Source organism: Acinetobacter vivianii (assembly GCF_014635885.1).
Classification (GTDB): Bacteria; Pseudomonadota; Gammaproteobacteria; order Pseudomonadales; family Moraxellaceae; genus Acinetobacter; species Acinetobacter vivianii.
This window is the reverse complement of record NZ_BMDR01000004.1, coordinates 55,468-80,666: the sequence shown is the minus strand read 5'-3', so window position 1 is coordinate 80,666 and position 25,199 is coordinate 55,468. Positions and strand designations below refer to the sequence as shown.

Sequence of the window (25,199 nt, the reverse complement as noted above, 5' to 3'; positions counted from 1 at the left end):
ATTTTTTTAAATTTATTCTGGGTTGAATATTCAAATTAAACAATTCAGCGCCGAAAAACATCAATTTCGACAGAAGATTTATCGCCTCATTTTTTATCAACTGGAAAATATCGATTACGGTTTTACATTTTTTAAAGGTAACGCCATTTGCATATCCAGATTGGCTTTAGTTTGCTGCACCGAGTTATACATGATCGCATCAAAGGAAGAAATTTTACTCATATTAATTGCATCATTCATATAAAAGCTGGGCTTAAACTGATGTTTTACAGGCAGATTAATCGACTCATCAAAAGCAAAATGTACAGGGCCATCAAATACGATTTTTACAGGAACCGTATAGGTTCGCTTCAATTGAAATGGGATATCCAGTTTCACTGGAATATTTAGGCTCAACGGAAATTTCGGCAATAATTTATTTTGATAGATCAGATCGGTATTGGTCTCAATTGGCACTACATCATCGATTTTAAGTACGGTTTCATAATTAATATCAACCGTAATCGGGGTTTCGACCTCAAAGCTTAAATCAGCCAGATATTTGCCTTTTAAAGGCAAGGCCAAACTACGGTCAATATCCAGTACAGTATTTAATTGACCTTCTGACTTAACACGCAGATGCTCTCCGACCTGAATCTTGGTACCTAATGATTCAGGTAAACGAATATCTGCCTGCTGCGCAGAAACGATTAATGAGGCCTGAATATTCAGATAGAACCAAAATAAGATCGCAACCAGCGTTGTGACAATCACAAAACTGATCAGCAGGCTTTTCAGTGATTTGGTTATATCCATCACTCACCTACTTTGACATCGGTTGGTGTTGCAGGTTCATCTACAGCCTGTGTTTTTACCCGCCCCAAATACATACTGGATAAAGGAATCTTGAGTTCACCCTGCGCAATTTTAACAGGTAAGGTATTCTTTACATCGACAGAAGCATTCAGTTCAGAAGTAATCGGCACATTTAAATTGCCTTGAATCGGAATATTGGCATTCAGCTGTGCTTTCAACGGAATATTTAAGTTTTCCTTGAGGACCGTGCGTACTGGTGCATCAAATTTCAAATGTACTTTTTGTTGTAATGGCACCTGAATATCAATCGGTACATCCAGTTGCAAAGGAATCGAGCCTTTTAAAGGCAGCGTCACATCCTTGCCTAAAATTTTGACCTGTACCTTAGTATCAATCGGGAGGCTTTGATTGACCTTAATGGTTTCTTTGACAGGAATGGTGGTACTGATCGGAACCTGACTATCGAAGTACACACGCGGCGTCAGGGTTTGCGTCAAAGGAACATTTAATTGCTCATTGATTGGAATCTTGGCATCAACACGTCCATTCACATCAACATTGAGCGCATCTTTTACTTTTACCCGCACCTGCAATGGCTCTTGTAAATCAATCGCTACATCTTGATTCTTCAATGGGATATAAATATTAAAATGCTTAAACACCCACATTGCGATATATACACCACACAAGTTGGCCACAACAATTAAAGCAAATACCACGAATAAACGTCTGAACTGCAACAATGATCTATCCCTTGTTTAATTATTTCCCTTTTCCTGCATTCTCATCGATTTTTATGTTTTATTCAGCATATATTCTGTACAGTCATTAAAAAAGCCCAGTTTTAAACTGGGCTTTTTTTATTGCTTGTGAACAAATTATGCATTTGTTTCAGCAGGAACTTTGGTATAGCTTACGCCACACATTTGTTCAGCAATACGTAATACCTGACAGCTATAACCAACTTCGTTATCGTACCAAACATAAGCAGTTAAACGTGTACCAGAAGCGATTGTTGCTTGCGCATCAAACACACCTGCTGTACGTGAACCGATAAAGTCACTTGATACAACTTCAGTCGAGTTGGTATAACCGATTTGACCTTGTAACTTAGAGTTGATCGAGATTTGACGAATGTATTCGTTCACTTCTTCACGGTCAATTTCTTTCTCTAAGTTTAAGTTCAAGATTGCAAGAGAAACGTTTGGTGTTGGAACGCGTACAGAGTTACCTGTTAACTTGCCTTTTAAGCCAGGTAAAGCTTTAGCAACAGCTTTCGCAGCACCAGTTTCAGTGATAACCATGTTCAACGTTGCAGCACGGCCACGACGGTCAGCTTTATGATAGTTATCAATTAAGTTCTGGTCGTTTGTGAAAGAGTGAACTGTTTCAACGTGACCATTCAATACTTTGTATTTGTCGTCTAAAACTTTTAATACAGGTGTAATTGCGTTGGTTGTGCAGCTTGCAGCAGAGATGATTTTGTCTTCATCTAGGATATCGCCGTTGTTCACACCAAATACAACGTTCTTCATTTCGCCTTTACTTGGTGCTGTTAATACAACACGCGCAACGCCTGCACATTTCAAGTGTTGGCTCAGGCCTTCAGCATCACGCCATTTACCTGTATTGTCGATCAAAAGTGCATTTTCGATACCATAAGCAGTGTAGTCCACTTCGCTTGGGCTTGATGCATAAATCACTTTGATGAACTGACCATTTGCAATGATTGCTTCGTTTTCTTCATCTACAGAAATCGTACCGTCAAAAGTACCGTGAATAGAGTCACGACGTAATAATGAAGCACGTTTCGCCAAGTCACCATCAGATGATTTACGCACAACGATTGCTTTAAGGCTCAAACCACGACCTAAACCAGACTGGCTGATGATTAAACGAGCCAAGATACGACCGATACGACCAAAACCGTAAAGAACAACATCTTTAGGCGCAGCAGCAGTTGCGTTACCTTGAATTGAAGCAACAGCGTTTGCAACAAAAGCGTCTACATCACCGCCTGCATTTTTATATTCAACAGCAAGTTTACCGATATCCACTTCAGCAGAACCGATGTTTTCAACTTTCATTAACGCTTCCAAAATCGGGAAGGTATTTACAACAGAAAGTTCAACATCAAGCATACGTGTACGACGATGTGTTTTTAAAATCTGGATCACTGAACGGTTAATTAAAGAACGACCGTAAACAGAAACAACAATATTTTTCTCACGGTATAATTGACCGATTAAGGTAATCATACGTTCCGCGATTTCTTCACGGTTTTTCCAACGACCTTGGTGTTCTGCGTGTAGGGCAACGATTGTTTCTTTGCTCACAGTTACGTCCTCTAATTTATATATACTGGGCGTGAATTTTTAAAACGCCATTATTGTAATAGAATTATCATCAAGATTGAATCAAAAGCTGCTAAACGAGCTAAGATTTTGTCCTAATTGACTATAAATTCATAAAATACCTATAATTATTTTTGTGAATTTAGGTAAAAATCTTTTCCAATCATCATAATAGCTGTGATGTGTGTCACAACCATAACAGTTTTTCTGATCATTACTGGTGGATTTTCAAGCGTTTCTAAGTTTTGTCCTCTAAATCGACACGTTTAGAATATTGTTGAAGGTTCAATGCCAAGTGTTTTTTACGCTGGTTTTGCTGATAAAGATGTATCGCGCCTTCGATTACCAATACCAAAACAGCCAACCAGATTGGGATATAAGTCAGCCATTCTTCAGCGCCAATTTTCTCACCTAAGACCAAAGATGCCAATGCCAGCAGAACAGGTTCCAGATAGCCCAATAAACCAAAAATAATCAGCGGCAAATAACGGCTGGCCAGAATATAACTGCCTAAACCAATCGCACTTAATAATCCCAGACCGATCACCACAAGAATCAGACTCGGCTGTTCGAGAAACTTGAGAAAAGGCATGTCGCCCGTTTGTGTAAAGAAAATGGCAACAGGAAGAATAATTAACATATCCCACCAAAAACCGCCCAAATTATCGGTCTGGATTTTTTTACGCAGGATGAAATAAGCCGCATAGCCCAATGCCACGAAAGCCGTTTCCCAAGCAATACTGCCTAAACGCCAAATTTCATGCCCTACTCCAAACACCGCGAGCAATACAGCGAGATATTGGAATTTAGAAAGTTTCTCTCCATAGAGAAAACTTCCCGCAAGCACCAAAACCAAAGGCAAAAGGAAATAACCTAATGAAACCTGTAAACCACGACCATGCATTGGCCCCCATAGGAACAGCCACAATTGCGCTGAAGTCAGCACAGAAGTGGTCATTAAAAACAGTAATAATGTCGGTTTTGCTAAAATTCTTTTAAATATCGTTTTGATATGGATTAAATCACCACTAAACCACATAAATAGTGTCAAAACAGGCAAGGTCGCAATAATCCGCCAGCCAAAGGTCTGCTCACTGTCCAGCGCACCGAGGAGTTGAGTATAAAAATATAAAACCCCAAATGTGATAGAAGCCAAAACTGAATAAGCGATACCTTTAACCAATTTGAACCTCTACATGGGGAAATTAAAAAATACGTGATTTATCCACTATATAAAAATAAAAAAACCATGCATGCATGGTTTTTAAACAAGTATATCTTATTTTAACGATGTTCAGGATAAATCACATCACTAATATTATAGCCAAGTGATTTCGCATAATTTAAATATTCATGAATGGTTTCTTTGTGCGGATTTGGTGTTCGCGACAATACCCATAAGTATTTACGGCGTGGCTCTCCCACCAAAACCGTTTGATAGTCATTATCCAGTTTCAAAATCCAGTAATCACCACGTGCCATAGGCACCCAGCGCACCACTTCAGGTAAAAAACTTACTCGTAATTTGGTATTAAAAGGCGCATTGGCAACAAAAGCTTCACCCACACTTTGCTGTAGATTTCCTTCGCTGTCATAACATTTGTTATCAACAACGATATTGCCATTTTCATTGACAGTATAGGTGGCAGTAATGTTATAGACACACTTACGCTCAAAAAACATCGGTTTTCGAGCGACTTCGTACCAGACACCTAAATATTTATCCAGTTCTACTTTTTCTACAGTCGGTAAAGGTTTTGCCTGAGCATAAGCAATGGTTCCAACAGTCAATCCAGTCAAAACCGCCCCACCAACTGCAATCTTTGCTAAACGCCAACTCGCTTTCGGGAAATTCTTAATAAATGGCATGAGAAATCCTCAAAACAAAAATTTGTTATCAATAGTCATATACTTAGCTATTCAAAATAGCCTATTTAATAAACAAAAACTGTTGCGATATGTATCACTTTTGAGGGTTTCTCTGCTCAATTAAGATTGCAACATGTGTGCTTTTAAACGCACAATTTCATCACGCAATCTTGCCGCCTGCTCAAACTGTAGTTCTTTAGAGGCTTTCAACATTTCCTTTTCCAGTTTACTAATGTGCTTCGCAAATAATTTCGGATCAGATAAAAGATGTTGTTCATCGGCACTGATGCTTTGTGCCTGTTCAAGCACTTTTTCATTAATCTCATCATCGCTCAACACTTCACCCGTATCAATTTCCTTAATCGCCTGACGGACTGCACTACGCGGCGTAATGCCATGTAGTTCATTAAACTCAATCTGTTTATTGCGACGGCGCTCTGTTTCATCCATCGCCTTACGCATGGAATCTGTAATACGATCTGCATATAAAATGGCTTTACCTTTCACATTACGTGCAGCACGACCAATGGTCTGGATCAATGAACGTTCTGAACGCAGGAAACCTTCCTTATCGGCATCCAGAATTGCCACCAGAGAAACTTCGGGCATATCCAGACCTTCACGCAACAAGTTAATCCCGACCAGTACATCATGCACACCAGTACGTAATTCATGGATAATCTTGACCCGTTCAACCGTATCAATATCCGAATGCAGATAAGCCACTTTGACGCCATATTCTTTTAAATAAGACGTTAAATCTTCTGCCATACGCTTGGTTAAGGTGGTCACCAGCACACGTTCATTCAGTTGTTTACGAATATTGATTTCAGATAGAACATCATCGACCTGTGTCAATACTGGACGTACTTCAATCTCGGGATCAATCAGCCCCGTCGGACGAACTACCTGCTCAACGATTTGTTCAGATTTTTCCAGTTCATAATGCGCTGGCGTGGCACTCACAAAAACCGTGGTTGGAACAATTCGCTCCCACTCTTCAAATTTCATTGGACGGTTATCTAAAGCGCTTGGTAAACGGAAACCATAATTCACCAGATTTTCTTTTCGTGAACGGTCACCTTTATACATTGCACCAATCTGAGGTACCGTCACATGCGACTCATCAATAATCAGCAATGCGTCTTCTGGCACATAATCAAATAAGGTTGGCGGTGCTTCGCCTGCGGTACGACCTGACAAATGGCGTGAATAGTTCTCGATCCCGTTGGTATAACCGAGTTGTTGCATCATTTCCAGATCATAACGGGTCCGCTGTTCGATTCGTTGCGCTTCCAGTAATTTGTCATGATCCTTGAAAAATTTGAGCTGATCTTTCAATTCATCTTTGATGGTATCAATGGCACGGGTTAAATGGTCTTTTGGCGTAACATAGTGACTTTTTGGATAAATCGTTACTCGCGGAACTTTACGTACCAGTTTTCCTGTCAATGGATCAAACCAGCGAATTGAATCAACTTCGTCATCAAACAATTCAACCCGAATCGCATCCTTATCCGATTCCGCAGGGAAAATATCAATAATTTCACCGCGAATACGATAAGTACCACGCAAGAACTCCAGCTCATTACGCGTATATTGCATTTCCACCAGACGACGAATAATGTCATCACGACTGACCCGATCACCTTGTACGATATGCAAGAGCATTTGCATATAGGCATTTGGATCACCCAAACCATAAATCGCAGAAACCGAAGCCACGATAATAGCATCACGACGCTCTAACAAAGCACGCGTCGCAGACAAACGCATCTGGTCAATGTGGTCATTAATCGCCGAATCTTTTTCAATAAACGTATCTGAAGATGGCACATACGCTTCTGGCTGGTAGTAATCGTAATAACTGACGAAATACTCCACTGCATTATTTGGAAAGAATGCTTTGAACTCACCATAAAGCTGAGCCGCAAGGGTTTTGTTATGCGCCATCACAATGGTTGGACGTTGGGTTTGGGCAATCACATTGGCCATGGTATAGGTTTTACCTGAACCGGTTACCCCGAGCAGCAACTGATTACGAAAACCCTGGTCAATACCACTGACCAATTTCTCAATGGCCTGAGGCTGATCACCCGCAGGTTGATAATTGGTGACTAACTCAAAAGGCTGGTTTTCGCTCACAAGCTCATTCCTACACTAAAACTTAATCCCTATTTATGGGGGAAAATGTGATTGATTTAAAGTGTTGCATCGATGATTTTATGAAATCTTTTGTGCCATGTAATTTCTTAGATTTTACTTGACCATCTGCCCAATCGACTGCAACATGAAGTTATACTCGATTTCAATGGTAAAAATATGTCTTACCAATACCACGACGAAACAATAGTAACGGAACTCCCAGAAGATACAGTTTTTGTTTTTGGCAGTAATCTGGCGGGTATACACGACAGCGGTGCAGCACGTGTCGCAGCTCAACACTTTGCAGCAGTCAAAGGTGTTGGTCGAGGTTGGGCAGGACAAAGCTTTGCAATTCCGACCCTAAATGAACATTTACAACAAATGCCACTCGCCCAGATCGAGCATTATGTCGATGATTTCAAGATCTATGCAAAAAACCATGCCAAAATGAAATACTTTTTGACAGCTTTAGGTTGTGGTATTGCAGGTTATAAAGTCTCTGAAATCGCGCCATTATTTAAGGGCATCCATTCCAATGTGATTTTCCCCGAATCTTTCCGTCCTTATATTGAAGAAGATGCGGTTTCACAATTTCCCAACTTAACCGCAGCCACTGTGCAGGCCTTTATTAATGACGAAGTGATTTTCTACTTCAATCATGGTTATGAATCTTTTGAAGAAGCACTGGATAAAACCAGTTTAACGGCAGCTGAAAAAGCCATTGCACTGGTGGTTTTAAATGAAGAGCTTTATCCACGTGACCGTTATGGACGTGGACGTGAACATGAAATTAGCGATATTCTCGGTAAGCTCAACGGCAAGATTTTTAATTTCCATGACAAATCGGAAGGCGCAATGATTTATGTCAGTGTGATTATTGCCTTGATGGAACTTTACGATATTGATGAATATGATTTTATCAAGCTATGGCGTGGTGAATTAGAAATACAACATCCATTAAATCGCCATTAAAAAAACAAAAAAGCCAATCAGATTGATTGGCTTTTCTCTTAACGCTTCCCCATCGAACGGCGTGTGCCGCGTGGTGGCATCCAAGTACGATCTGCATATTGCTCAGGTTTTGGACGAACCTGATTATGCGCCGCATCATCAGAATCATCCTGAGCAGATGGCATAGGGAATGGTAATTTCACTAAAGCTTTTTTTGCTTTAGGTTGCTGGGTACTCATTGAAATTCTCTCGAAATCTAGATTTCTAGCCGCTATTGTAATGGATTTTTAGGCTTTTGATAAAAATAAAATATGTAAAAAAATAGAATGCGTTCGAGAATTAAAATTTGGTAACTTTTTATGCGATTAAGGCAAGTTTCGACCACAATGAAGTCTAATTAGGCTAAGATAACCTGCTTTTTATTTTTTAATCCCATAAGAAGGAATAATGCCGTGGACGTACGTCTCTCTGATCGTGTCAATGCTATCAAACCGTCCCCTACACTTGCAGTAACCAACAAGGCTGCTGAGCTTAAAGCTGCAGGTAAAAACGTGATTGGTTTAGGCGCAGGCGAACCAGACTTCGATACACCTCAACACATCAAAGATGCTGCAATTGAAGCCATTAATAAAGGCTTTACCAAATATACAGCGGTAGACGGTACTCCAAGCTTAAAAAAAGCAATTATTGCGAAACTTAAACGCGATAATAATCTCGATTATCAAGCAAACCAGATTCTGGTGTCTTGTGGTGGTAAACAAAGCTTCTTTAACCTAGCACTCGCTTTGTTAAACAAAGGCGATGAAGTGATTATTCCTGCGCCATTCTGGGTGAGCTATCCAGATATGGTAATCATTGCAGAAGGTACTCCTGTCATCGTGAAATGTGGTGAAGAACAACGTTTCAAAATCACACCAGAACAACTGGAAGCTGCAATTACTCCAAATACACGTTTAGTGGTTTTAAACAGCCCATCTAACCCGACAGGCATGATCTACACCAAAGCTGAACTTGAAGCTTTGGCTGAAGTCTTACGTCGTCACCCACAGGTTTTTGTTGCATCTGATGACATGTATGAACCAATTCGCTGGGAAGATGAGTTCTACAATATCGCAACTGTTGCACCAGACTTATATGACCGCACGATTGTTTTAAATGGTGTGTCTAAAGCCTATGCAATGACAGGCTGGCGTATTGGTTACGCAGCGGGCCCTGCGAAAATCATTGGTGCAATGAAAAAAATCCAGTCTCAATCAACGTCTAACCCAACTTCAATTTCACAAGTTGCGGCTGAAGCGGCATTGAATGGTCCACAAGACGTTTTACAACCAATGATTGAAGCATTCAAACGCCGTCATGATCTCGTTGTGAATGGCTTAAATGACATTAAAGGTATCTCTTGCTTACCTGCTGATGGTGCTTTCTATGCCTATGCCAACATCCGTCCATTGATTCGTGCAAAAGGCTTAAAATCTTGCACAGAATTCTCTGAATGGTTACTTGAAGAAACTGGCGTTGCCGTTGTTCCTGGTGATGCATTCGGTTTAGGCGGTTTTATGCGTATTTCTTACGCAACTGCTGATGAAGTACTGGTTGATGCTTTAGCGCGTATCAAAAAAGCGGCTGATTCAATTGAAGGCGTAGACGCTGCAATTGCATCAATCGAAGCAGAAAAAGCGGCTAAATAAGTCATAAAAGCCATAAAAAAACTCATCATTCATGATGAGTTTTTTTATGCGAACTGGAAAAGATAACCAATAAAATCCCGACCAGAACAATCACTGTCGAAGCAATCATTCGAAAATTCGGTACTTCTCCAATAAATAAACTCCCACCCAAAATCGCCAGACAAGGTACAGAAAGTTGTACTGTACTCGCTGTAATTCGGTCAATTTTCTGCACAATTGAATACCATAGAATATAAGCACCGCTAGATGCCAGACCACCAGAAAGTAGCGCGAGTACAATCCCCTGCGGCAAGATCAGAACATCCTTTGCAAATAGTACAAACCCAAGACTGACCACTGGCACTGCCAAGACAAAATTAGCCAGAGTACTGGATAAAGGACTTAGCATGGTCTTCCCCGCAATACTATATGCTGCCCAAGCCAGACCAGAAATCATCATGATAAATGAATAAAATAAGTTAGGCGTATTTGCACCCGGTAACAATAAAAATAGAATCCCCAATACAGCAACAACCAGACCAATTCCACACATGAGATTAACTTTCTCGCCATGAAAAATGCCATAAGCCACCATGCTCAATTGCACCGTTCCAAATAACAAGAGTGCACCAACACCCGCATTTATTTTTAAATAAGCCATCGAGAAGGCAACAATATACACAGCGAGGTAAATTGCGTTTTTAAGATTCCATTCAATTTTTAAAGGGTTTTCACTACGTCGACGATGAGCAAAATATAAAAACATCAACACCACGGCGCCACTGAGTACGCGCAGCAAACTAAAACTCATGGGATCAATTTGCTGCCCAGCCAAAGCCAAGCGACACAGTACCGAATTTGCAGCAAAGGCCAGCATCGCAATAATAATTTTGAATAACATGCTTGTACGCATTCCTTGCGCCCTATTCCCTCTAAAATTGAAAAGCATATTTGCTTGGTATGCTTTCAAAACCTATATTTAAATGGCTAGCAATAATGGTCTTATAAAACTTATAGCAATAAATAAATCACTATTCATTCGGGCTAAACAAGGCAATCACCTCAGCTTCGGTCATTTTCTTGGTCGGATTCTGAAAAGCATAAAAGTCAGGTTTACAATCAATATAAATTTCTAGATCCAAATTTAGATCTTCTGGTGGTTCATTCAGAGAAAATGCATTGATATTGCAATAGTTCTGATCTTTAGTGCGCCAAAACAAAGTTGTTCCACACGCATTACAGAAACCGCGCTCTCCCCATGCCGATGAGTTGTAAATTGCTAAATGATCCTGCTTCAAAAATTTTAAACTGCCCTGTTCGACATCAAGCGTCATAATCACGCCACTGGTCTGTCTACGACAAATGGAGCAATGGCAGGCATGTACATCATGATTACTTAATTCAACTTCAAAAGTGGTCTCACCACATACACATTGTCCGTTCATTATAAATTTACCTTTTATTCAAAATTGTTATAAAGACATTTATAAACATCATAAAACAAAGCATTTAACGAGTAACTTAGAATTTACAAAATACTCAGCAAATGAATGAGCAATATTGACAGCCTGATCTCTCACGGCTATTTTATCAACAGGTTCTATTTTGGAACTATAAAAGGAAATATAAGATGAAGCATCCAAAAGAAATGAATGGACTTGAGTTTTTAACTGCCATGTGTGAAGGGAAAATTCCACCCGCTAGTATTAGCCAGACCATTCCCATGCAACCGGTTGAAGTTGCGGAAGGTTATATCAAATTTGAAGTACAGGCGGATGAACGACACCTGAATCCTCTCGGAGGTGTGCATGGAGGTTTTGCGGCAACCGTACTGGATTCGGTGACAGGTTGTGCTGTGCATACCCTTTTAGAGGCTGGCGTAGGCTACGGCACCATTGATCTTAATATTAAAATGTGCCGCCCTGTTCCAAGAAATCAGAAGCTCATTGCCACTGGAAATATAATTAATATTAGTAAAAATTTAGGCATTTCAGAAGGTAAAATTGTCGATGCCGATGGCAAGCTGTACGCTCATGCTACTGCGACCTGCATGATCATCCGAGCTTAATTCAAAGGCACACTAGGGCTATAATGGCCCTAGGCAATCGCTTTATTTTGTTTGAATAGCTTTGGTCGAATGCACAAATGACTAAACACCGCATATTGCCAAATACTTTTCACCTGTACTGTGACCACCTTCTGCTCTGCAACAGACCATGCCAATGCAGTATTTGCGCCTAAAAAGAGTTCACCACCCAATTGAAATAAATACAAAGGCGTATGCTCATCGAGCGTTGAGATATTTTTTTGCGCTAATAGATTATGAACGTTTTGGATTTTCCATTTATTTCCAAACCACAATTGCAATAAATCACCTAAAAACAAGGCTTGTTGCTTAAATGGAAAGGTATTTAAGAATGCATTTTCGACTGGCGTATAATACTGTGCCGAATCCTGAATGATTTCGAGATAATGTTCTTGATAAAAAGAAAAATTTGAAAAAATAGTTTTAATACTAAGAGTCGTCATTTCGACCTCCGGTTTAGCCATTTTAGTGCTGGCAAGTAGGGTTAAATCCACACTGTTTAGATGAATATCTAAACGTTCTTTCTAATTCGAATCTAGCAATAGCCTGATCAAAGTTCAAGTTATTTTTCCTACTTTCTCATAATTGTGCAAATAAAAAGCATACGACACAAAAATGAAGGCAACATGACATTTTTAGCTTGACCGATTTAAAAAGCTGCCTATAATGGCACTCAGATTCTCCCATAGCTCAGTCGGTAGAGCGACGGACTGTTAATCCGCAGGTCCCTGGTTCGAGCCCAGGTGGGAGAGCCAAGATTCTAAAAAGCCCATATCATTGATATGGGCTTTTTATTTTATAAGCATAAAATTTTGTTCTACTCTTATCATTACAATGTATCTGTTCTTCTCATTTTAGATAATCGTATATATTTTATCCACCATGCTATTTTTAATATAAAATCAAATTGAATAACAATGTTAGGGAAAGCACATAATGAAAAAATTTATATTCTGTTTAATATTCCTATCCAGCCCAGTCATGGCTGCCCAAACCACTTGGTATGCAGGTTCTTCTTATAAAGGAACCGTGACTGTGCCAATTGAAAATGGCCCCAATGTGGTCTGGAAGTGTAATGGAAAAGTTTGTACGATGTCCGGCCCTTGGGGAAATGCCCTATCTCTAGACTCTTGTCAAAGCCTCGTGTTACGTGTTGGTAAGATTAGTTATTATAAAAACTCTGCGGGTGCAATCTGGAATGCCAAATCGTCTGAATTGACACAATGTAACCAAGTTGCACGTTAATAGCCAATATTTTAGTTAAGCGATTATTATTCATACTCATTTTACTTGACGGGCTTGCATTTACCCCCTAAAATTCGTTCCAGATTCTCCCATAGCTCAGTCGGTAGAGCGACGGACTGTTAATCCGCAGGTCCCTGGTTCGAGCCCAGGTGGGAGAGCCAAGATTCTAAAAAACCCACTCTTATTGAGTGGGTTTTTTATTTGCACCCTGTTAAATATATGTTTGAATCAAATCATCTCATCTTTCTGGTTATCGGCTTTCTAAGCACAGCTATACTTCTTTTTAGCTGCCTGCGCCCTTTCTTTAGCAAACAAGAATTTTTTGCTCGTCCTGTGATTACTTCTTTTGAATCTCGAATGTTTATCCGTTTGCAGCAAGCCTTCCCCCAACACCATGTTCTGGCACAAGTGGCGTTTAGCGCACTCATTACTAGTCATCACTACAAAATTCGCAGTAAGTTCAATCGCAAGGTCACAGACTTTGTGGTTTTGGATAAAGAGATGAATGTACTCGCGATTATCGAGTTAGATGACCCTAGTCACATTGGTAAGGAATTAGAAGATCAGAAACGCGATCAAATGCTGCAAGAAGCAGGCTATCAAGTGCAACGTTATACTCAGATTCCATCGATAAAACAGTTACAGATGGATATTCGATAACGCAGCACTCCTAAGAAGATTATTCAGTTTTTTCTGCTTGATCAGCACTTTTTTGCTGTTCAAATTTTTTGGCAATTTCAGCATGTTGCTGATCATATTTCTTCTTGGTTTGCGCATCACTTTTAGCTGCCAGAAAAGCCATCCCTACAATAAAAATTGGAATTAATAATCCCAAACCCATTAATAACCAAGGAACTGATTTTTTTTCAACAGGCTGCTGGCTCATAAGCGATTTAAACTCAAACGACATCAATTTTAACAAGTGCAACAATATAACAAAAAAGAGCCTCGATAAAGAGACTCTTTTAATTAACTCAACAGATCAATTTCAAAGAATTATGGTTTAATCCCTGTACATTGCTCATTTTTACTTGCATCAATCTTCGCAGGATCTACCACAATATTCGTATTTGCTGGCATTTGAGCCTGAATGAAGTTATAGACCTGTAAATTGCGGCAGACGATTGCTTGCGTATGTGATGCATCTACAACAGGATCAAGCTTCACATTTGGCGAACCCAATGTTTGTAAATTTTCCACCAATGTCTGAGTCACTGGGAATGGCACATTTGTATCTGCTGTACCTTGAACAATATAAACTGGTTTATCAATGCGCTTAGTACCCGGCTGACTTGCAATAAGGAACTTCTGAACCGTGTCATTATTTTTGAAGTTATTGGCATCTAAACCCGGATAATCCATTACTTTCTTCTCTGGATTATCCGTCATATATTTAATGATATCCGCTTTAAACTTCTCGATTAGACTTAAGCTCGGATCAGCGTCATTCGTGAGACAAAGACCATTTTCGCCTGTTGTCCCTTCTGCAAACTCAGCTAGAGGTTTTGCTCTTTCCTGAAAAATATCGCGATAATCAAATCTTGGCTCATAAGCCTTGATGCCTACCCCTGTTAACGCTGCATAAGCCAGTAAAGTTGCATAAGAATCTACAGAAACACGCTGCTCGAGTGGTACTCCCTTAGCAACTTCTTTGAGTTCAATCGCCGCTAATGCTGCTGGTGCCACTTCAAGAATAATTTTACCTAAACTCGATGCTGGCGCGCCTGCCACTGCCCCTTTATAAGTTGCATCAGCATTTGCATACTCTGCCGTGCCTAAAGAAGCCTGACCACCTTGCGATTGCCCTGCAGACATCCACTCGCCGTTCAACTGAGTACCATAATGATCTTTGGCAGCCTGTACAGCAGCAAGTGCAGATTTTGCTTCACTAGCCAAGTTCAAATAAGGATGAATACCCGGTGTGCCTAAACCTTCATAATCAGGGGCAACAATAACATAACCCGCAGCCAATAAACTTTCTGCAAGAATTCTAAAGCGTGCACCGATTGCATTGTTACTTGGCGCACAGCTATCCGCGACCCCAACAGTTCCATGCTCCCAAACGACAACCCGGTAACCATCTTTAGGTGCAGCAACTTTCGGAAACATGACCAATGCTGTCGCTTTCGCAGTACGTCCCTGAACATTGACCATGTTATAGGTCATGACTTTAACTGATGCAGCATTATCTACCTTATCTTTAGAATAAGTGCTTTCAGATAGAAAGGTTTTGTTCGAATCACTACCCGTATAACGATCATCATTGTCATTACATGCAGTTAAAAATAATGCAGAAATTGAGAACGTCATTGCCAATGCGATCTTAGACCGTTTCATAAAATATCCTTTTAATGCTTGTGTTATTTTTGTGCATGAAACTACATGCCACCTTATTAAGGCATAAAAAAAGTGCCCTGCATAGGACACTTTTCAACTAGATAGTCAGATTAAGCTATTAATTCTAAAAAAATTCCGATGAAAATAATCATCCCTACCCAGCGATTGTGACGGAATGCCCAAAAACAGATTTGTGGATCACGATCTTTGGTTTTTATCGCCTGATAAATAAAATCACCTGCGACCACGCACAATGCAATCAAGCCAAAAGGCAACAAAAGATTTTCCAAATACAAGGCACTGCCGATCAAGATCAGGCTCATTACCTGAAGCAGACCAATTATCTGGATATCATAACGACCAAATAAAATAGCAGTCGATTTCACCCCAATTTTTAGATCATATTCACGATCTGTAATTGCATATTGGGTATCGTAGGCCACTGTCCACGCCAAATTACCAAAATAAAGCAGCCAGCAGGTTAAATCAGGCGTTTGCCCAACAGCTGTATACGCCATTGGAATTGACCACGAGAATGCTGCACCTAAAAATACTTGCGGTAAATTGGTATAGCGCTTCATAAAAGGATAAATAAACGCTAAGAACAATGCCCCAAAAGACCAGTAAAATGATTCAATCGGCAGAAAAAATAACAAGGCAGCACTTGCCAGCACTAAGGCCAGAAACACAAAAACAGCTTCTCTAGCACGAATAATTCCTGTTGCTAAAGGACGTGTTTTAGTTCGCTCAACATGTGCATCTACTTTACGGTCAGCAAAATCATTAATCGCACAACCAGCTGCACGCATAAAAATAACACCCAAAATCATAATAAACAGGATTTTGAGATCTGGAACTCCTTTGGATGCAATCCATAACGCCCACATGGTTGGCCAGAATACTAATTCTGTGCCAATCGGCTTATCAAAACGACAAAGGTAATAATAGGCTTCTAAACGTTGTCGCCAAGTCGTGTGTTGCACTGTTTCCATGATAATCCTTAGGCGTCAATGCTGTTGAATAAACTGTTCAAATGCGGGTAAAAACGTTTCCTGCACAATAAACTTACAACCATGCCAAGTATAGCAACTCTGACGTGTCCATCCCTCTTCAAGATAAATGACGCGTCTCTCGCAAGCTGGACTGGTTCTCTGAAACAGAAACCAGCCAATCGGTTTATTACCAATATGCTGAAATAATCTCGCCTTTTTTTGCAAGCTTAAAATTGGAAAAATACTTTTTGCTTTTACCCAAGCCTGCTCTTCGCTGCCATAAAGATTGGTTTCTCTCACCCATGCCACATGCTGCGCTGGCATTTTCATCCACTGACTGTCATTCAAAGTCAGGCGCTGATAATGTTCTTTAATGCGTTCAACATGAAACTGACCTTGACCTAAATCAGTCAATTGTTGGGTCAGGGATCCTGATGCGTACAACCATTTTTTTAATACTGTAGGAAGCTCTTTTCCTTTTATTCTGTTTGGTCGTAAATTTCGCATGCTTGGCTCACTAAAAACATCGCGATTAGTTTACATTAATTTCTCACGAAAAAGAGTACGACTTTCAACCGAATCAAAAACATAAAAAAAGCTCGCCGAAGCGAGCTTTTCTGAATCAGGGATGTATTACAGGCTGTAGTACATATCAAATTCAACTGGGTGAGTCGTCGTGTTAAGACGACGTACATCTTCAGTTTTAAGTTCGATATATGCATCAAGCATTTCTTTAGTGAACACGCCACCTTTTAACAGGAACTCATGATCATTTTGAAGTGCTTCAAGTGCCATATCCAAGCTGTGAGCAACTGTTGGGATTTTTGCTTCTTCTTCTGGAGGAAGATCATATAAGTTTTTGTCAGCAGCTTCACCTGGGTGGATCTTGTTTTGGATACCATCAAGACCAGCCATCAACAATGCCGCGAAACCTAAGTACGGGTTCATCATTGGATCTGGGAAACGTGCTTCAATACGCTTGCCTTTCGGGCTAGAAACGTAAGGAATACGGATCGAAGCAGAACGGTTACGTGCTGAGTAAGCAAGCATAATTGGCGCTTCAAAATGTGGAACCAAACGCTTATACGAGTTTGTAGAAGGGTTTGTAATTGCATTCAATGCACGAGCATGCTTGATCACACCACCAATGAAGAACAATGCCATTTCTGATAAACCAGCATATTCGTCACCAGCAAACAAGTTCTTGCCATCTTTAGAGATTGACATATGAACGTGCATACCAGAACCGTTATCGCCTACCATTGGTTTAGGCATAAAGGTTGCTGTTTTTGCATATTGGTGAGCAACGTTCCAAACTGCATATTTGAATTGTTGTACTTCGTCAGCTTTACGAACTAAAGTGTTGAAGCTTACACCAATTTCTAACTGGCAAGATGCAACTTCGTGGTGATGTACTTCTACACGACCTGGGCCCATGATGTCTTCGATTTTTGCACACATGTCAGCACGCATATCTTGTGAAGAATCAACAGGAGGAACTGGGAAGTAACCACCTTTCACACGTGGACGGTGACCAGAGTTACCAGCTTCATAGTCTTTACCAGTCGACCAAGCCGCTTCTTCAGCGATCAATGTGTGGCGCGCGCCAGACATGTCGATGTCCCATTTCACTTCGTCGAAAACGAAGAATTCTGGTTCTGGACCAAAGAATGCAGTATCACCGATACCTGTAGATTTTAAGTATTCTTCAGCACGACGAGCAATTGAACGTGGGTCACGCTCGTAACCTTGACCAGTTGATGGCTCGATAACGTCACAAGTCACAACAACAGTCGGTTCAGCAAAGAACGGGTCAAGGAAACCAGTTTCAGCATCTGGACGTAAGATCATGTCAGACGCTTCAATACCTTTCCAGCCAGCAATTGAAGAACCATCAAACATTTTACCGTCTTCGAATGTATCTTCATCAATGGTATCAGCTGGGTAAGTTACGTGCTGTTCTTTACCCTTAGTATCAGTAAAGCGAAAATCGACCCATTTTGCGCCACTTTCTTTGATGAGTTGAAGGACCTTGTTCGCCATGCTCATTTGCTCCAATGAAATTTTTATGCACTTGTTAAGTGCGTGTTAGGTGTTGATGTATAATTAGCAATTATCATACCAACAATTTTAAAGCATACCTAAAACATTGAATTACTTATAAGTAATCATGATTTAGGCTCCTTGTCTTGAACTCATTATACTGTTTGCTTGTGTAAATGCACCATATTCACACATTTTCAAATTATGGCATATTTAAATAGCTCATTATCGCCCCAATTTGGTGCAAAATTGTTGCACTGATATAACACACTGCATCAATTTCAAACAATCGTTCATGATCATAATACTTTCTTATATAGAATGCTGAGATTCTTATCGGATAACATGAAAAATAATCGCATCTTTTACAGCCTTTTGTTCAATGAATGTTTTGGTTTATTTCAACAACTAAAAGTTGTTGCTTAACCTATTCATCCATAGGCAATATTCTTTATTTAAAATCCAATTAATATTTTTTCATTTTATGAGTTTTTCATGAGATGCACGATTAAGTAGCTGTCTAACCAGTACTCAAACCCATTCGCGTAAGCCTGTCATTATCGAACCAAAAACAAATTTTACTATTCATGTTCTTTTTCATTCACTTTTTTTATACAGGCCAAACTTGCTTTTACAATTAAAAAAAACTAAAAATCGTATACATAAATTTTTATTATTAATAAACAAACTCAAAGTTATGTTTATAAAAACTTAAAATCATTCAAGGATTTGATTAATGAAATATGACTTTGAACGTTCGGATAAAGCTTTTTTTGGCCATCCTAAGCCTTTACAAACGCTTTTTTTCACCGAGCTTTGGGAAAGATTTTCCTATTATGGTATCCGACCTTTACTGATCCTTTATATGATTGCCATGGTCAATGACGGTGGCCTAGGACTTGATCGACCCACTGCCGCAGCGATTGTGGGATTGTTTGCAGGTTCCATGTATTTAATGACCGTTTTTGGTGGATGGATTGCAGATAATTGGTTAGGTCAAGCACGTGCTGTCTGGTATGGCTCACTTATTATTGCCTTAGGTCATCTCTCAATTGCGCTTACACCTGTTTTTGATCAGTCTTTCTTTTATTTTGGTTTAGTACTTATTGTTTTAGGTTCTGGACTATTTAAAACATGTATTTCGGTGATTGTTGGAACTTTATATAAAGCTCAAGATGCAAGACGTGATGCAGGCTTTTCCATTTTCTATATGGGAATTAATATGGGGTCATTTATTGCCCCGCTCATTACTGGGCTTTTGGTAAAAGATTATGGCTGGCATTTAGGCTTTGGTATTGGTGGCCTTGGGATGCTCATTGCTTTATTAATTTTCCGTTTTATGGCAATTCCCCAACTGGAAAATTTTAACAAGTTACGTCAAGAAACCAACAGCTGTAGCAAACCTGTCGTAGAAAATAAAAATGCACCTAAAATTGTATTTAGCTTCTTATTCGCAGTTACAGTGGTTATTGCATTAACTTTCTTTGGCATCATTCACATTAACCCTGTCGCTGTCGCGACCTATTTAACTGTAGGGATTGGTATAGGAATTATTGCCTATTTTGCGTATTTATTGCTTTTCCTCAATTTAGATCAAAACGACAAATTTAAAATTATCATTTGTTTTGTTCTATTGATCACTTCTGCCCTTTTTTGGTCCGCTTTTGAGCAAAAACCAACTTCATTTAATTTATTTGCTCAGGATTATACCAACCGCAATGTTTTAGGTTTTGAGATTCCAACCGTATGGTTCCAGTCGATTAATGCTCTCTTTATTATTATTTTTGCTCCAATTGCTGCGTGGCTGTGGGCAAGACTAGGCAAATCGAACAAAGACCCTAGTTATATCTCAAAATTTATTATTGCACTTTTACTGGCAGCAAGCGGATTTTTACTGATGTCTCTGGCTAGCCATTTTGCTATTAGCGATGGTCTGGTTTCACCATTATGGTTAGTCGGTGCTTTATTGCTGCTCACTTTAGGAGAGCTGTGCTTAAGCCCGATTGGTTTATCGACCATGACCAAACTTGCTCCAGATGTCATTCGTGGACAAATTATGGGACTATGGTTCACAGGTTCAGCCTTAGGCAACCTCATGGCAGGTTTGATTGGTGGACAAGTCGCGGCAGATGCTATCGAAAATTTACCCACCCTATTTATGCGCTGCGTATTGGCCTTAGTTATTGGCGCAATCGTGTTATTTTTATTAAAGAAACCAATGAACAAATTAATGGGCAAAAGCACCAGCAAAGTTCAACCTGATTTGGAAACCATATGAACGACTTAACTGTTCCAGAAAAACTAGTGAAACTTCGTGAACTCATGATCCATCAAAACGTTGATGCTTTGGTTGTCATGAGTGCAGATCCACATATGTCAGAGTATTTACCAGACTATTGGAAAGCAAGGCAATGGTTAAGCGGTTTTAGTGGCTCTGTCGGTACCTTGGTTGTGACCCAAAACTTTGCAGGACTCTGGGCTGATGGGCGTTATTGGGTACAAGCCGAACAACAACTCGCTGGAACTGGCTTCCAATTACAAAAATTGACCAGTGATGAATCTTCGACACATCTCGTCTGGATTGAGAAAAATCTAAAGTCTGGCTCGGTCATTTCTGTTAATGGGCAAACGCTTTCAATCCAGCAGTTTAAGGCATTGGAAAAGACGGCAAAACAACATGACTTTAAACTTGAAATACAGCAAGATTTAATCGGCCTAATCTGGTCTAATCGTCCAGAACTTCCTTCAAAGAATATCCACTTAATGCCGGAAGGGTTAAATGCTTTATCACGTAAAGAAAAAATTCAGGCAATACGGGAAACTTTAAACAGTAAGGCAATTGAAGGCCATTTCATTTCATCTTTAGATGATATTGCATGGGTGTTAAATGCACGTGGACAAGATGTTGAGTACAACCCTGTATTCCTTTCACACCTATACATCAGTTCTCAACAGGCTGTTTTATTTGTTGATAGCACTAAGGTAGATATCACCACGCAAGAGGCGTTCAAAGCTGATGGTATTGAGATTCGTAACTATCAGGATACCGCTAGATTTTTAGCGAATATTTCTGATGCGTCTGTACTGTTAGATCCAGCCAAAGTATCGATTGATCACCAACAAGCTATCGCAAATGATATTCAGGTTGTATACGACATTAACCCGAGTACACTTTTTAAATCACGCAAGCATGAAAGTGAAATTGCGCATATTCGTCATGCCATGCTTAAAGATGGTGTTGCCCTTTGTCATTTCTTCCACTGGCTAGAACAAGCACTTCATCATCAAGAGAACATTTCAGAACTGACCATTGATGAGAAAATTACTGCCTTTCGAGCTCAGCAAGATGGTTTTATAGGCCCAAGTTTTTCAACGATTGCTGGCTTTAATGCCAATGGTGCATTACCCCACTACCGTGCTACTCAAGAACATTATTCATTAATCGAAGGTGATGGTTTATTACTGATTGACTCTGGCGGACAGTACGTAGATGGCACAACGGATATTACTCGTGTTGTTCCCGTTGGAACACCGACACAACAACAAAAACGTGACTATACGCTGGTTTTAAAATGTCATATTGCTTTGGCAAAAACCATTTACCCAGAAGGTTTAGCTGCACCTTTACTCGATTCAATTTGTCGTCATACTTTATGGCAACAGGGTTTAGATTACCGTCATGGCACAGGTCACGGCGTAGGTTTTGCGCTTAACGTTCATGAAGGGCCGCAAGTACTTTCTTATTACGCGCCGATACATGCCTATAGCAAATTGCGTGAGGGAATGATTATCTCCAATGAACCGGGGCTATATCATGAAGGGAAATACGGCATTCGCATTGAAAATCTGGTTGCAAACCAGCTGCACGCTGGTTTTGAAAAAACCTACGGTGAATTTCTAGAGTTTGAAACACTCACACTTTGCCCAATTCATTTAGATTGTATCGTTATTGATATGCTAAGCAATGAAGAGAAAGACTGGTTAAATCACTACCATCAAACCGTTCAAGAAAGACTGGCTGAACATTTGTCTGGAGAGGTTTTAGACTGGCTGATTTATAACACCCGTAAGATTTAATCTTCTTCTATAACTGAGGCAGAATCGTTTTTTATTTCTAAAGAAAAGCCTATTCTGCCTTGATTGTTTTCATCCCTATTTTCAAAGGACTTGGATACCCGTTAGAGCTTTTTCCTGCAAAGTTGTAATGAGTGAAATAGTTAAACTGGTCACTTCATTTTTTGTTATATTAGCCGCTGAGGAAGCGGCTTTTTATTTGATCAAATAAAGGTACTTTTTCAATAGTGAGTATAATTGTGAGTACAATTTAAACTTCGAAATAAATTCCTTTTACCTATTAGTGAGTTAATCCTAAAATGCTTCTAATGATCGACAATTACGACTCTTTTACCTACAACATCGTCCAGTATTTTGGCGAGTTGAATCAGGAAGTAAAAGTAGTTCGCAATGACCAAGTCTCATTAGAGGATATTGAACGATGGCAGCCAAAATATTTAGTGATTGGACCTGGGCCATGTTCTCCAAGTGAAGCAGGAATTTCTATTCCAGCGATCAATCACTTTGCAGGAAAAATTCCTTTATTGGGCGTGTGCTTAGGCCATCAAGCAATTGGACAGGCATTCGGTGGAAACATTATTCGCGCGAAAACCGTAATGCATGGTCGCCTATCCGACATGCATCACACAGATAAAGGGATTTTTAGCAATCTCCCTTCTCCATTTGCAGCGACACGTTATCACTCACTAGTGATTGAGCAAGAAACATTACCAGAATGTCTGGAACTGACCTGCTGGACCAATCAGGCTGATGGCACGATTGAGGAAATTATGGGTGTTAAACATAAAACCCTTCCAGTTGAAGGTGTTCAGTTTCACCCTGAATCAATTTTGAGTGAGCATGGGCATCAAATTTTTAAAAACTTCCTAGAGCTTTATGCTTAAACCAAAACTGACTTTTTAATTTCAGTATTAAAACAGCCTGTTGCCATCCAATAGGCTGTTTTTATTTTGAACATATAAAAACAATATACAACTCATACAAACTGATTGTTTTTTAAGCTTTAAAATTAAAAGACGATCTATTACTTTAAAACAAATCATTCTTTTTCAATAATTAATCCACTTTTCACAGAATAGAAAAAGTAAACGTGCGATAGGATTTCAGATTGAACAGCGCCCTTTTTACTTTTTTAGATTAACTATAGTCATAGGAATGATTAAGTTTCAGGGCTGCTGGATGGTAGAATCTACGCCATTATTTTTAGCACTCCCTGAAATATCAATCAGGACAACCTATAGTGAATATCTTGGTTTTATTGAATATTATTGTTTTTGTCCTGCTTATGGCAGGATTGTTCTTTTCCTACCGAAAAGATTGGAGCCTTTCAAAGAAAGTTCTGATCGGTATGGTGGTGGGTATCATCTACGGTCTGGCACTTAAAACCATATATGGTGATGGTCAGATCATTGAACACTCTGTCGCATGGTTCAACCTTGTAGGTAATGGTTATATTCAGCTATTACAAATGGTGATCATGCCGCTGATTTTCGTTTCAATCGTCAGTGCCGTAGTGAAATTACATCAGACAACGTCGCTTGGAAAAATCAGTGTCTTAGTGATTGGCATCCTGTTAGCAACCACGGCGATTGCCGCGCTGGTGGGTGCCACCGTGACTAACCTATTTGGTTTAACCGCCGAAGGTCTGGTACAAGGTACTCAAGAAGCTGCACGTTTAGCTGCGATTCAAAGTCAATATATTGGGCAAGTCACCGATCTAGATATACCAAAACTTCTACTTTCTCTACTTCCTCAAAATCCATTTGCTGATTTAACAGGTATTCGTCCTACTGCAATTATCAGTGTGGTGATTTTCGCTGCATTTTTAGGTGTTGCGGCTTTAAAGCTGATGGATAAAGATCATGTAAATGGCGAAAGAATCAAGCATGGTATTGAAGCATTACAAGCGCTCGTAATTAGTCTGGTTCGTTTGGTAATGCAATTTACACCTTATGGTGTGCTGGCCTTAATGGCCAAAATGGTCGCAACAGCTAATCTTGCCGATATCGTAAAATTGGGCGAATTCCTTGTTGCTTCATATCTCGGCCTTGCGATTATGTTCCTGGTCCATGCCTTGATTTTAGTGTTTGTACGCATCAATCCAGTCGACTTTTTCAAGAAAGTCTTCCCAGTCTTGAGCTTTGCTTTTATTAGTCGCTCAAGTGCAGCCAGTATTCCACTGAATATTGAAGCACAAACCAAGCAATTGGGTGTACCTGAAGGGATTGCCAGCTTCTCGGCTTCATTTGGTGCGACGATTGGTCAAAATGGTTGTGCAGGTTTATATCCTGCAATGCTTGCTGTCATGGTTGCCCCAACCGTTGGTATCAACCCACTGGATCCGTTATGGATTGCGCAACTGGTTGTCATCGTAACGCTTAGTTCAATCGGTGTTGCTGGTGTAGGTGGTGGTGCGACATTCGCTGCCTTAATCGTGCTCCCTGCGATGGGCTTACCAATTACTTTAGTGGCTTTACTGATTTCAATCGAACCTTTGATTGATATGGGACGTACCGCATTAAATGTAAATGGTTCAATGACCGCTGGTACAGCAACCAGTCAATTATTGGGAGTAAGGGATCCTCAACCCGATAATGATGCTTAAATCGTATTGAAATAAAAAAAGCCAACAACAATGTTG

24 protein-coding genes and 2 tRNA genes are annotated in these 25,199 nt (G+C 39.9%); 11 read left to right on the top strand and 15 right to left on the bottom strand.

Annotated elements, in window-relative coordinates:
* Positions 1-114: 114 nt before the first annotated feature.
* From IEV36_RS09345 to uvrB, 6 genes are all read right to left on the bottom strand, one after another.
* The gene (locus tag IEV36_RS09345; RefSeq protein ID WP_005258778.1) at positions 115-795 is read right to left on the bottom strand and encodes a hypothetical protein; all 681 of its coding nucleotides are present in this window, start codon (positions 793-795) and stop codon (positions 115-117) included.
* Positions 795-1,538 carry a hypothetical protein gene (locus tag IEV36_RS09340; RefSeq protein ID WP_005258781.1) on the bottom strand — a complete coding sequence of 248 codons (744 nt, stop codon included), beginning with the start codon at positions 1,536-1,538 and terminating at the stop codon, positions 795-797. The genes IEV36_RS09345 and IEV36_RS09340 overlap by 1 nt, the downstream gene beginning before the upstream one ends.
* A 135-nt stretch (positions 1,539-1,673) precedes the next feature.
* Positions 1,674-3,131 (bottom strand): glyceraldehyde-3-phosphate dehydrogenase, encoded by a 1,458-nt coding sequence (locus tag IEV36_RS09335; protein ID WP_005258782.1) that lies wholly within the window; start codon positions 3,129-3,131, stop codon positions 1,674-1,676.
* Between the two features lie 256 nt (positions 3,132-3,387).
* Positions 3,388-4,332 (bottom strand): EamA family transporter RarD, encoded by a 945-nt coding sequence (rarD, locus tag IEV36_RS09330; protein WP_005258784.1) that lies wholly within the window; start codon positions 4,330-4,332, stop codon positions 3,388-3,390.
* Positions 4,333-4,433: 101 nt separating this feature from the next.
* Positions 4,434-5,018, bottom strand: coding sequence for a lipocalin family protein (locus IEV36_RS09325; protein ID WP_005258786.1), 585 nt, complete (start codon positions 5,016-5,018; stop codon positions 4,434-4,436).
* 120 nt (positions 5,019-5,138) lie between these two features.
* Positions 5,139-7,163, bottom strand: a complete 2,025-nt coding sequence (gene uvrB / locus IEV36_RS09320) for an excinuclease ABC subunit UvrB (protein WP_005258788.1) — start codon at positions 7,161-7,163, stop codon at positions 5,139-5,141.
* A 177-nt stretch (positions 7,164-7,340) separates the two neighbouring features.
* Between uvrB and IEV36_RS09315 the strand changes: the two genes are divergently transcribed.
* Positions 7,341-8,135, top strand: coding sequence for an A1S_2505 family phage non-structural protein (locus IEV36_RS09315; RefSeq protein WP_004773688.1), 795 nt, complete (start codon positions 7,341-7,343; stop codon positions 8,133-8,135).
* 38 nt (positions 8,136-8,173) lie between these two features.
* Here IEV36_RS09315 and IEV36_RS09310 read toward each other — a convergent pair whose 3' ends face one another.
* Positions 8,174-8,353: a hypothetical protein gene (locus tag IEV36_RS09310; RefSeq protein WP_005258791.1), complete on the bottom strand. Its 180-nt coding sequence runs from the start codon at positions 8,351-8,353 to the stop codon at positions 8,174-8,176.
* Between the two features lie 213 nt (positions 8,354-8,566).
* Between IEV36_RS09310 and IEV36_RS09305 the strand changes: the two genes are divergently transcribed.
* Entirely contained in the window at positions 8,567-9,802 is a 1,236-nt protein-coding gene (locus tag IEV36_RS09305; RefSeq protein WP_004773691.1) for a pyridoxal phosphate-dependent aminotransferase, read from the top strand.
* A 25-nt stretch (positions 9,803-9,827) separates the two neighbouring features.
* On the opposite strand, the gene IEV36_RS09300 is transcribed toward IEV36_RS09305, so the two are convergent.
* Together IEV36_RS09300 and IEV36_RS09295 are read right to left on the bottom strand one after the other, a co-directional pair.
* Positions 9,828-10,682, bottom strand: coding sequence for a DMT family transporter (locus IEV36_RS09300; protein ID WP_005258793.1), 855 nt, complete (start codon positions 10,680-10,682; stop codon positions 9,828-9,830).
* Between the two features lie 130 nt (positions 10,683-10,812).
* A complete protein-coding gene (locus tag IEV36_RS09295) occupies positions 10,813-11,226 on the bottom strand; it encodes a GFA family protein (protein ID WP_005258795.1) in 414 nt (137 codons plus the stop codon).
* A 185-nt stretch (positions 11,227-11,411) separates the two neighbouring features.
* Here IEV36_RS09295 and IEV36_RS09290 point away from each other — a divergent pair, with 185 nt between their 5' ends.
* Positions 11,412-11,849 (top strand): PaaI family thioesterase, encoded by a 438-nt coding sequence (locus IEV36_RS09290; protein WP_004773695.1) that lies wholly within the window; start codon positions 11,412-11,414, stop codon positions 11,847-11,849.
* Positions 11,850-11,878: 29 nt separating this feature from the next.
* On the opposite strand, the gene IEV36_RS09285 is transcribed toward IEV36_RS09290, so the two are convergent.
* On the bottom strand, positions 11,879-12,310 hold the full coding sequence (locus tag IEV36_RS09285; RefSeq protein WP_005258797.1) for a hypothetical protein: 432 nt from the start codon (positions 12,308-12,310) through the stop codon (positions 11,879-11,881).
* A gap of 236 nt (positions 12,311-12,546) precedes the next feature.
* On the opposite strand from IEV36_RS09285, the gene IEV36_RS09280 reads away from it, so the two are divergent.
* The 4 genes from IEV36_RS09280 (at position 12,547) to IEV36_RS09265 (ending at position 13,772) form a co-directional block, all read left to right on the top strand.
* Positions 12,547-12,622: transfer RNA gene (locus IEV36_RS09280), tRNA-Asn, on the top strand.
* 181 nt (positions 12,623-12,803) lie between these two features.
* Entirely contained in the window at positions 12,804-13,112 is a 309-nt protein-coding gene (locus IEV36_RS09275) for a DUF8200 family protein (RefSeq protein WP_005258799.1), read from the top strand.
* Positions 13,113-13,197: 85 nt separating this feature from the next.
* Positions 13,198-13,273, top strand: a tRNA-Asn gene (locus tag IEV36_RS09270).
* A 58-nt stretch (positions 13,274-13,331) separates the two neighbouring features.
* Complete coding sequence (locus IEV36_RS09265; RefSeq protein ID WP_032864088.1) at positions 13,332-13,772, top strand: DUF2726 domain-containing protein; 441 nt, start codon at positions 13,332-13,334, stop codon at positions 13,770-13,772.
* A 19-nt stretch (positions 13,773-13,791) separates the two neighbouring features.
* On the opposite strand, the gene IEV36_RS09260 is transcribed toward IEV36_RS09265, so the two are convergent.
* The 5 genes from IEV36_RS09260 to glnA all read right to left on the bottom strand — a co-directional run bounded on the left by IEV36_RS09260 (position 13,792) and on the right by glnA (position 18,490).
* Positions 13,792-13,998, bottom strand: coding sequence for a hypothetical protein (locus IEV36_RS09260; protein ID WP_004773701.1), 207 nt, complete (start codon positions 13,996-13,998; stop codon positions 13,792-13,794).
* Positions 13,999-14,108: 110 nt separating this feature from the next.
* Positions 14,109-15,449: an alpha/beta hydrolase gene (locus IEV36_RS09255; protein WP_005258803.1), complete on the bottom strand. Its 1,341-nt coding sequence runs from the start codon at positions 15,447-15,449 to the stop codon at positions 14,109-14,111.
* Between the two features lie 110 nt (positions 15,450-15,559).
* On the bottom strand, positions 15,560-16,441 hold the full coding sequence (gene ubiA / locus IEV36_RS09250; RefSeq protein ID WP_005258805.1) for a 4-hydroxybenzoate octaprenyltransferase: 882 nt from the start codon (positions 16,439-16,441) through the stop codon (positions 15,560-15,562).
* Positions 16,442-16,456: 15 nt separating this feature from the next.
* Positions 16,457-16,948: a chorismate--pyruvate lyase family protein gene (locus IEV36_RS09245; RefSeq protein WP_004773704.1), complete on the bottom strand. Its 492-nt coding sequence runs from the start codon at positions 16,946-16,948 to the stop codon at positions 16,457-16,459.
* Between the two features lie 126 nt (positions 16,949-17,074).
* Positions 17,075-18,490: a type I glutamate--ammonia ligase gene (gene glnA / locus IEV36_RS09240; RefSeq protein WP_171067993.1), complete on the bottom strand. Its 1,416-nt coding sequence runs from the start codon at positions 18,488-18,490 to the stop codon at positions 17,075-17,077.
* 730 nt (positions 18,491-19,220) lie between these two features.
* On the opposite strand from glnA, the gene IEV36_RS09235 reads away from it, so the two are divergent.
* The 4 genes from IEV36_RS09235 (at position 19,221) to IEV36_RS09220 (ending at position 25,163) form a co-directional block, all read left to right on the top strand.
* Positions 19,221-20,762, top strand: a complete 1,542-nt coding sequence (locus tag IEV36_RS09235) for a peptide MFS transporter (RefSeq protein WP_005258810.1) — start codon at positions 19,221-19,223, stop codon at positions 20,760-20,762.
* On the top strand, positions 20,759-22,561 hold the full coding sequence (locus tag IEV36_RS09230; protein WP_005258812.1) for an aminopeptidase P family protein: 1,803 nt from the start codon (positions 20,759-20,761) through the stop codon (positions 22,559-22,561). The genes IEV36_RS09235 and IEV36_RS09230 overlap by 4 nt, the downstream gene beginning before the upstream one ends.
* Before the next feature lie 296 nt (positions 22,562-22,857).
* Positions 22,858-23,442, top strand: a complete 585-nt coding sequence (locus IEV36_RS09225) for an anthranilate synthase component II (protein WP_004773708.1) — start codon at positions 22,858-22,860, stop codon at positions 23,440-23,442.
* Positions 23,443-23,798: 356 nt separating this feature from the next.
* Positions 23,799-25,163 carry an L-cystine transporter gene (locus IEV36_RS09220; protein WP_005258815.1) on the top strand — a complete coding sequence of 455 codons (1,365 nt, stop codon included), beginning with the start codon at positions 23,799-23,801 and terminating at the stop codon, positions 25,161-25,163.
* The last annotated feature ends 36 nt before the right edge of the window (positions 25,164-25,199 follow it).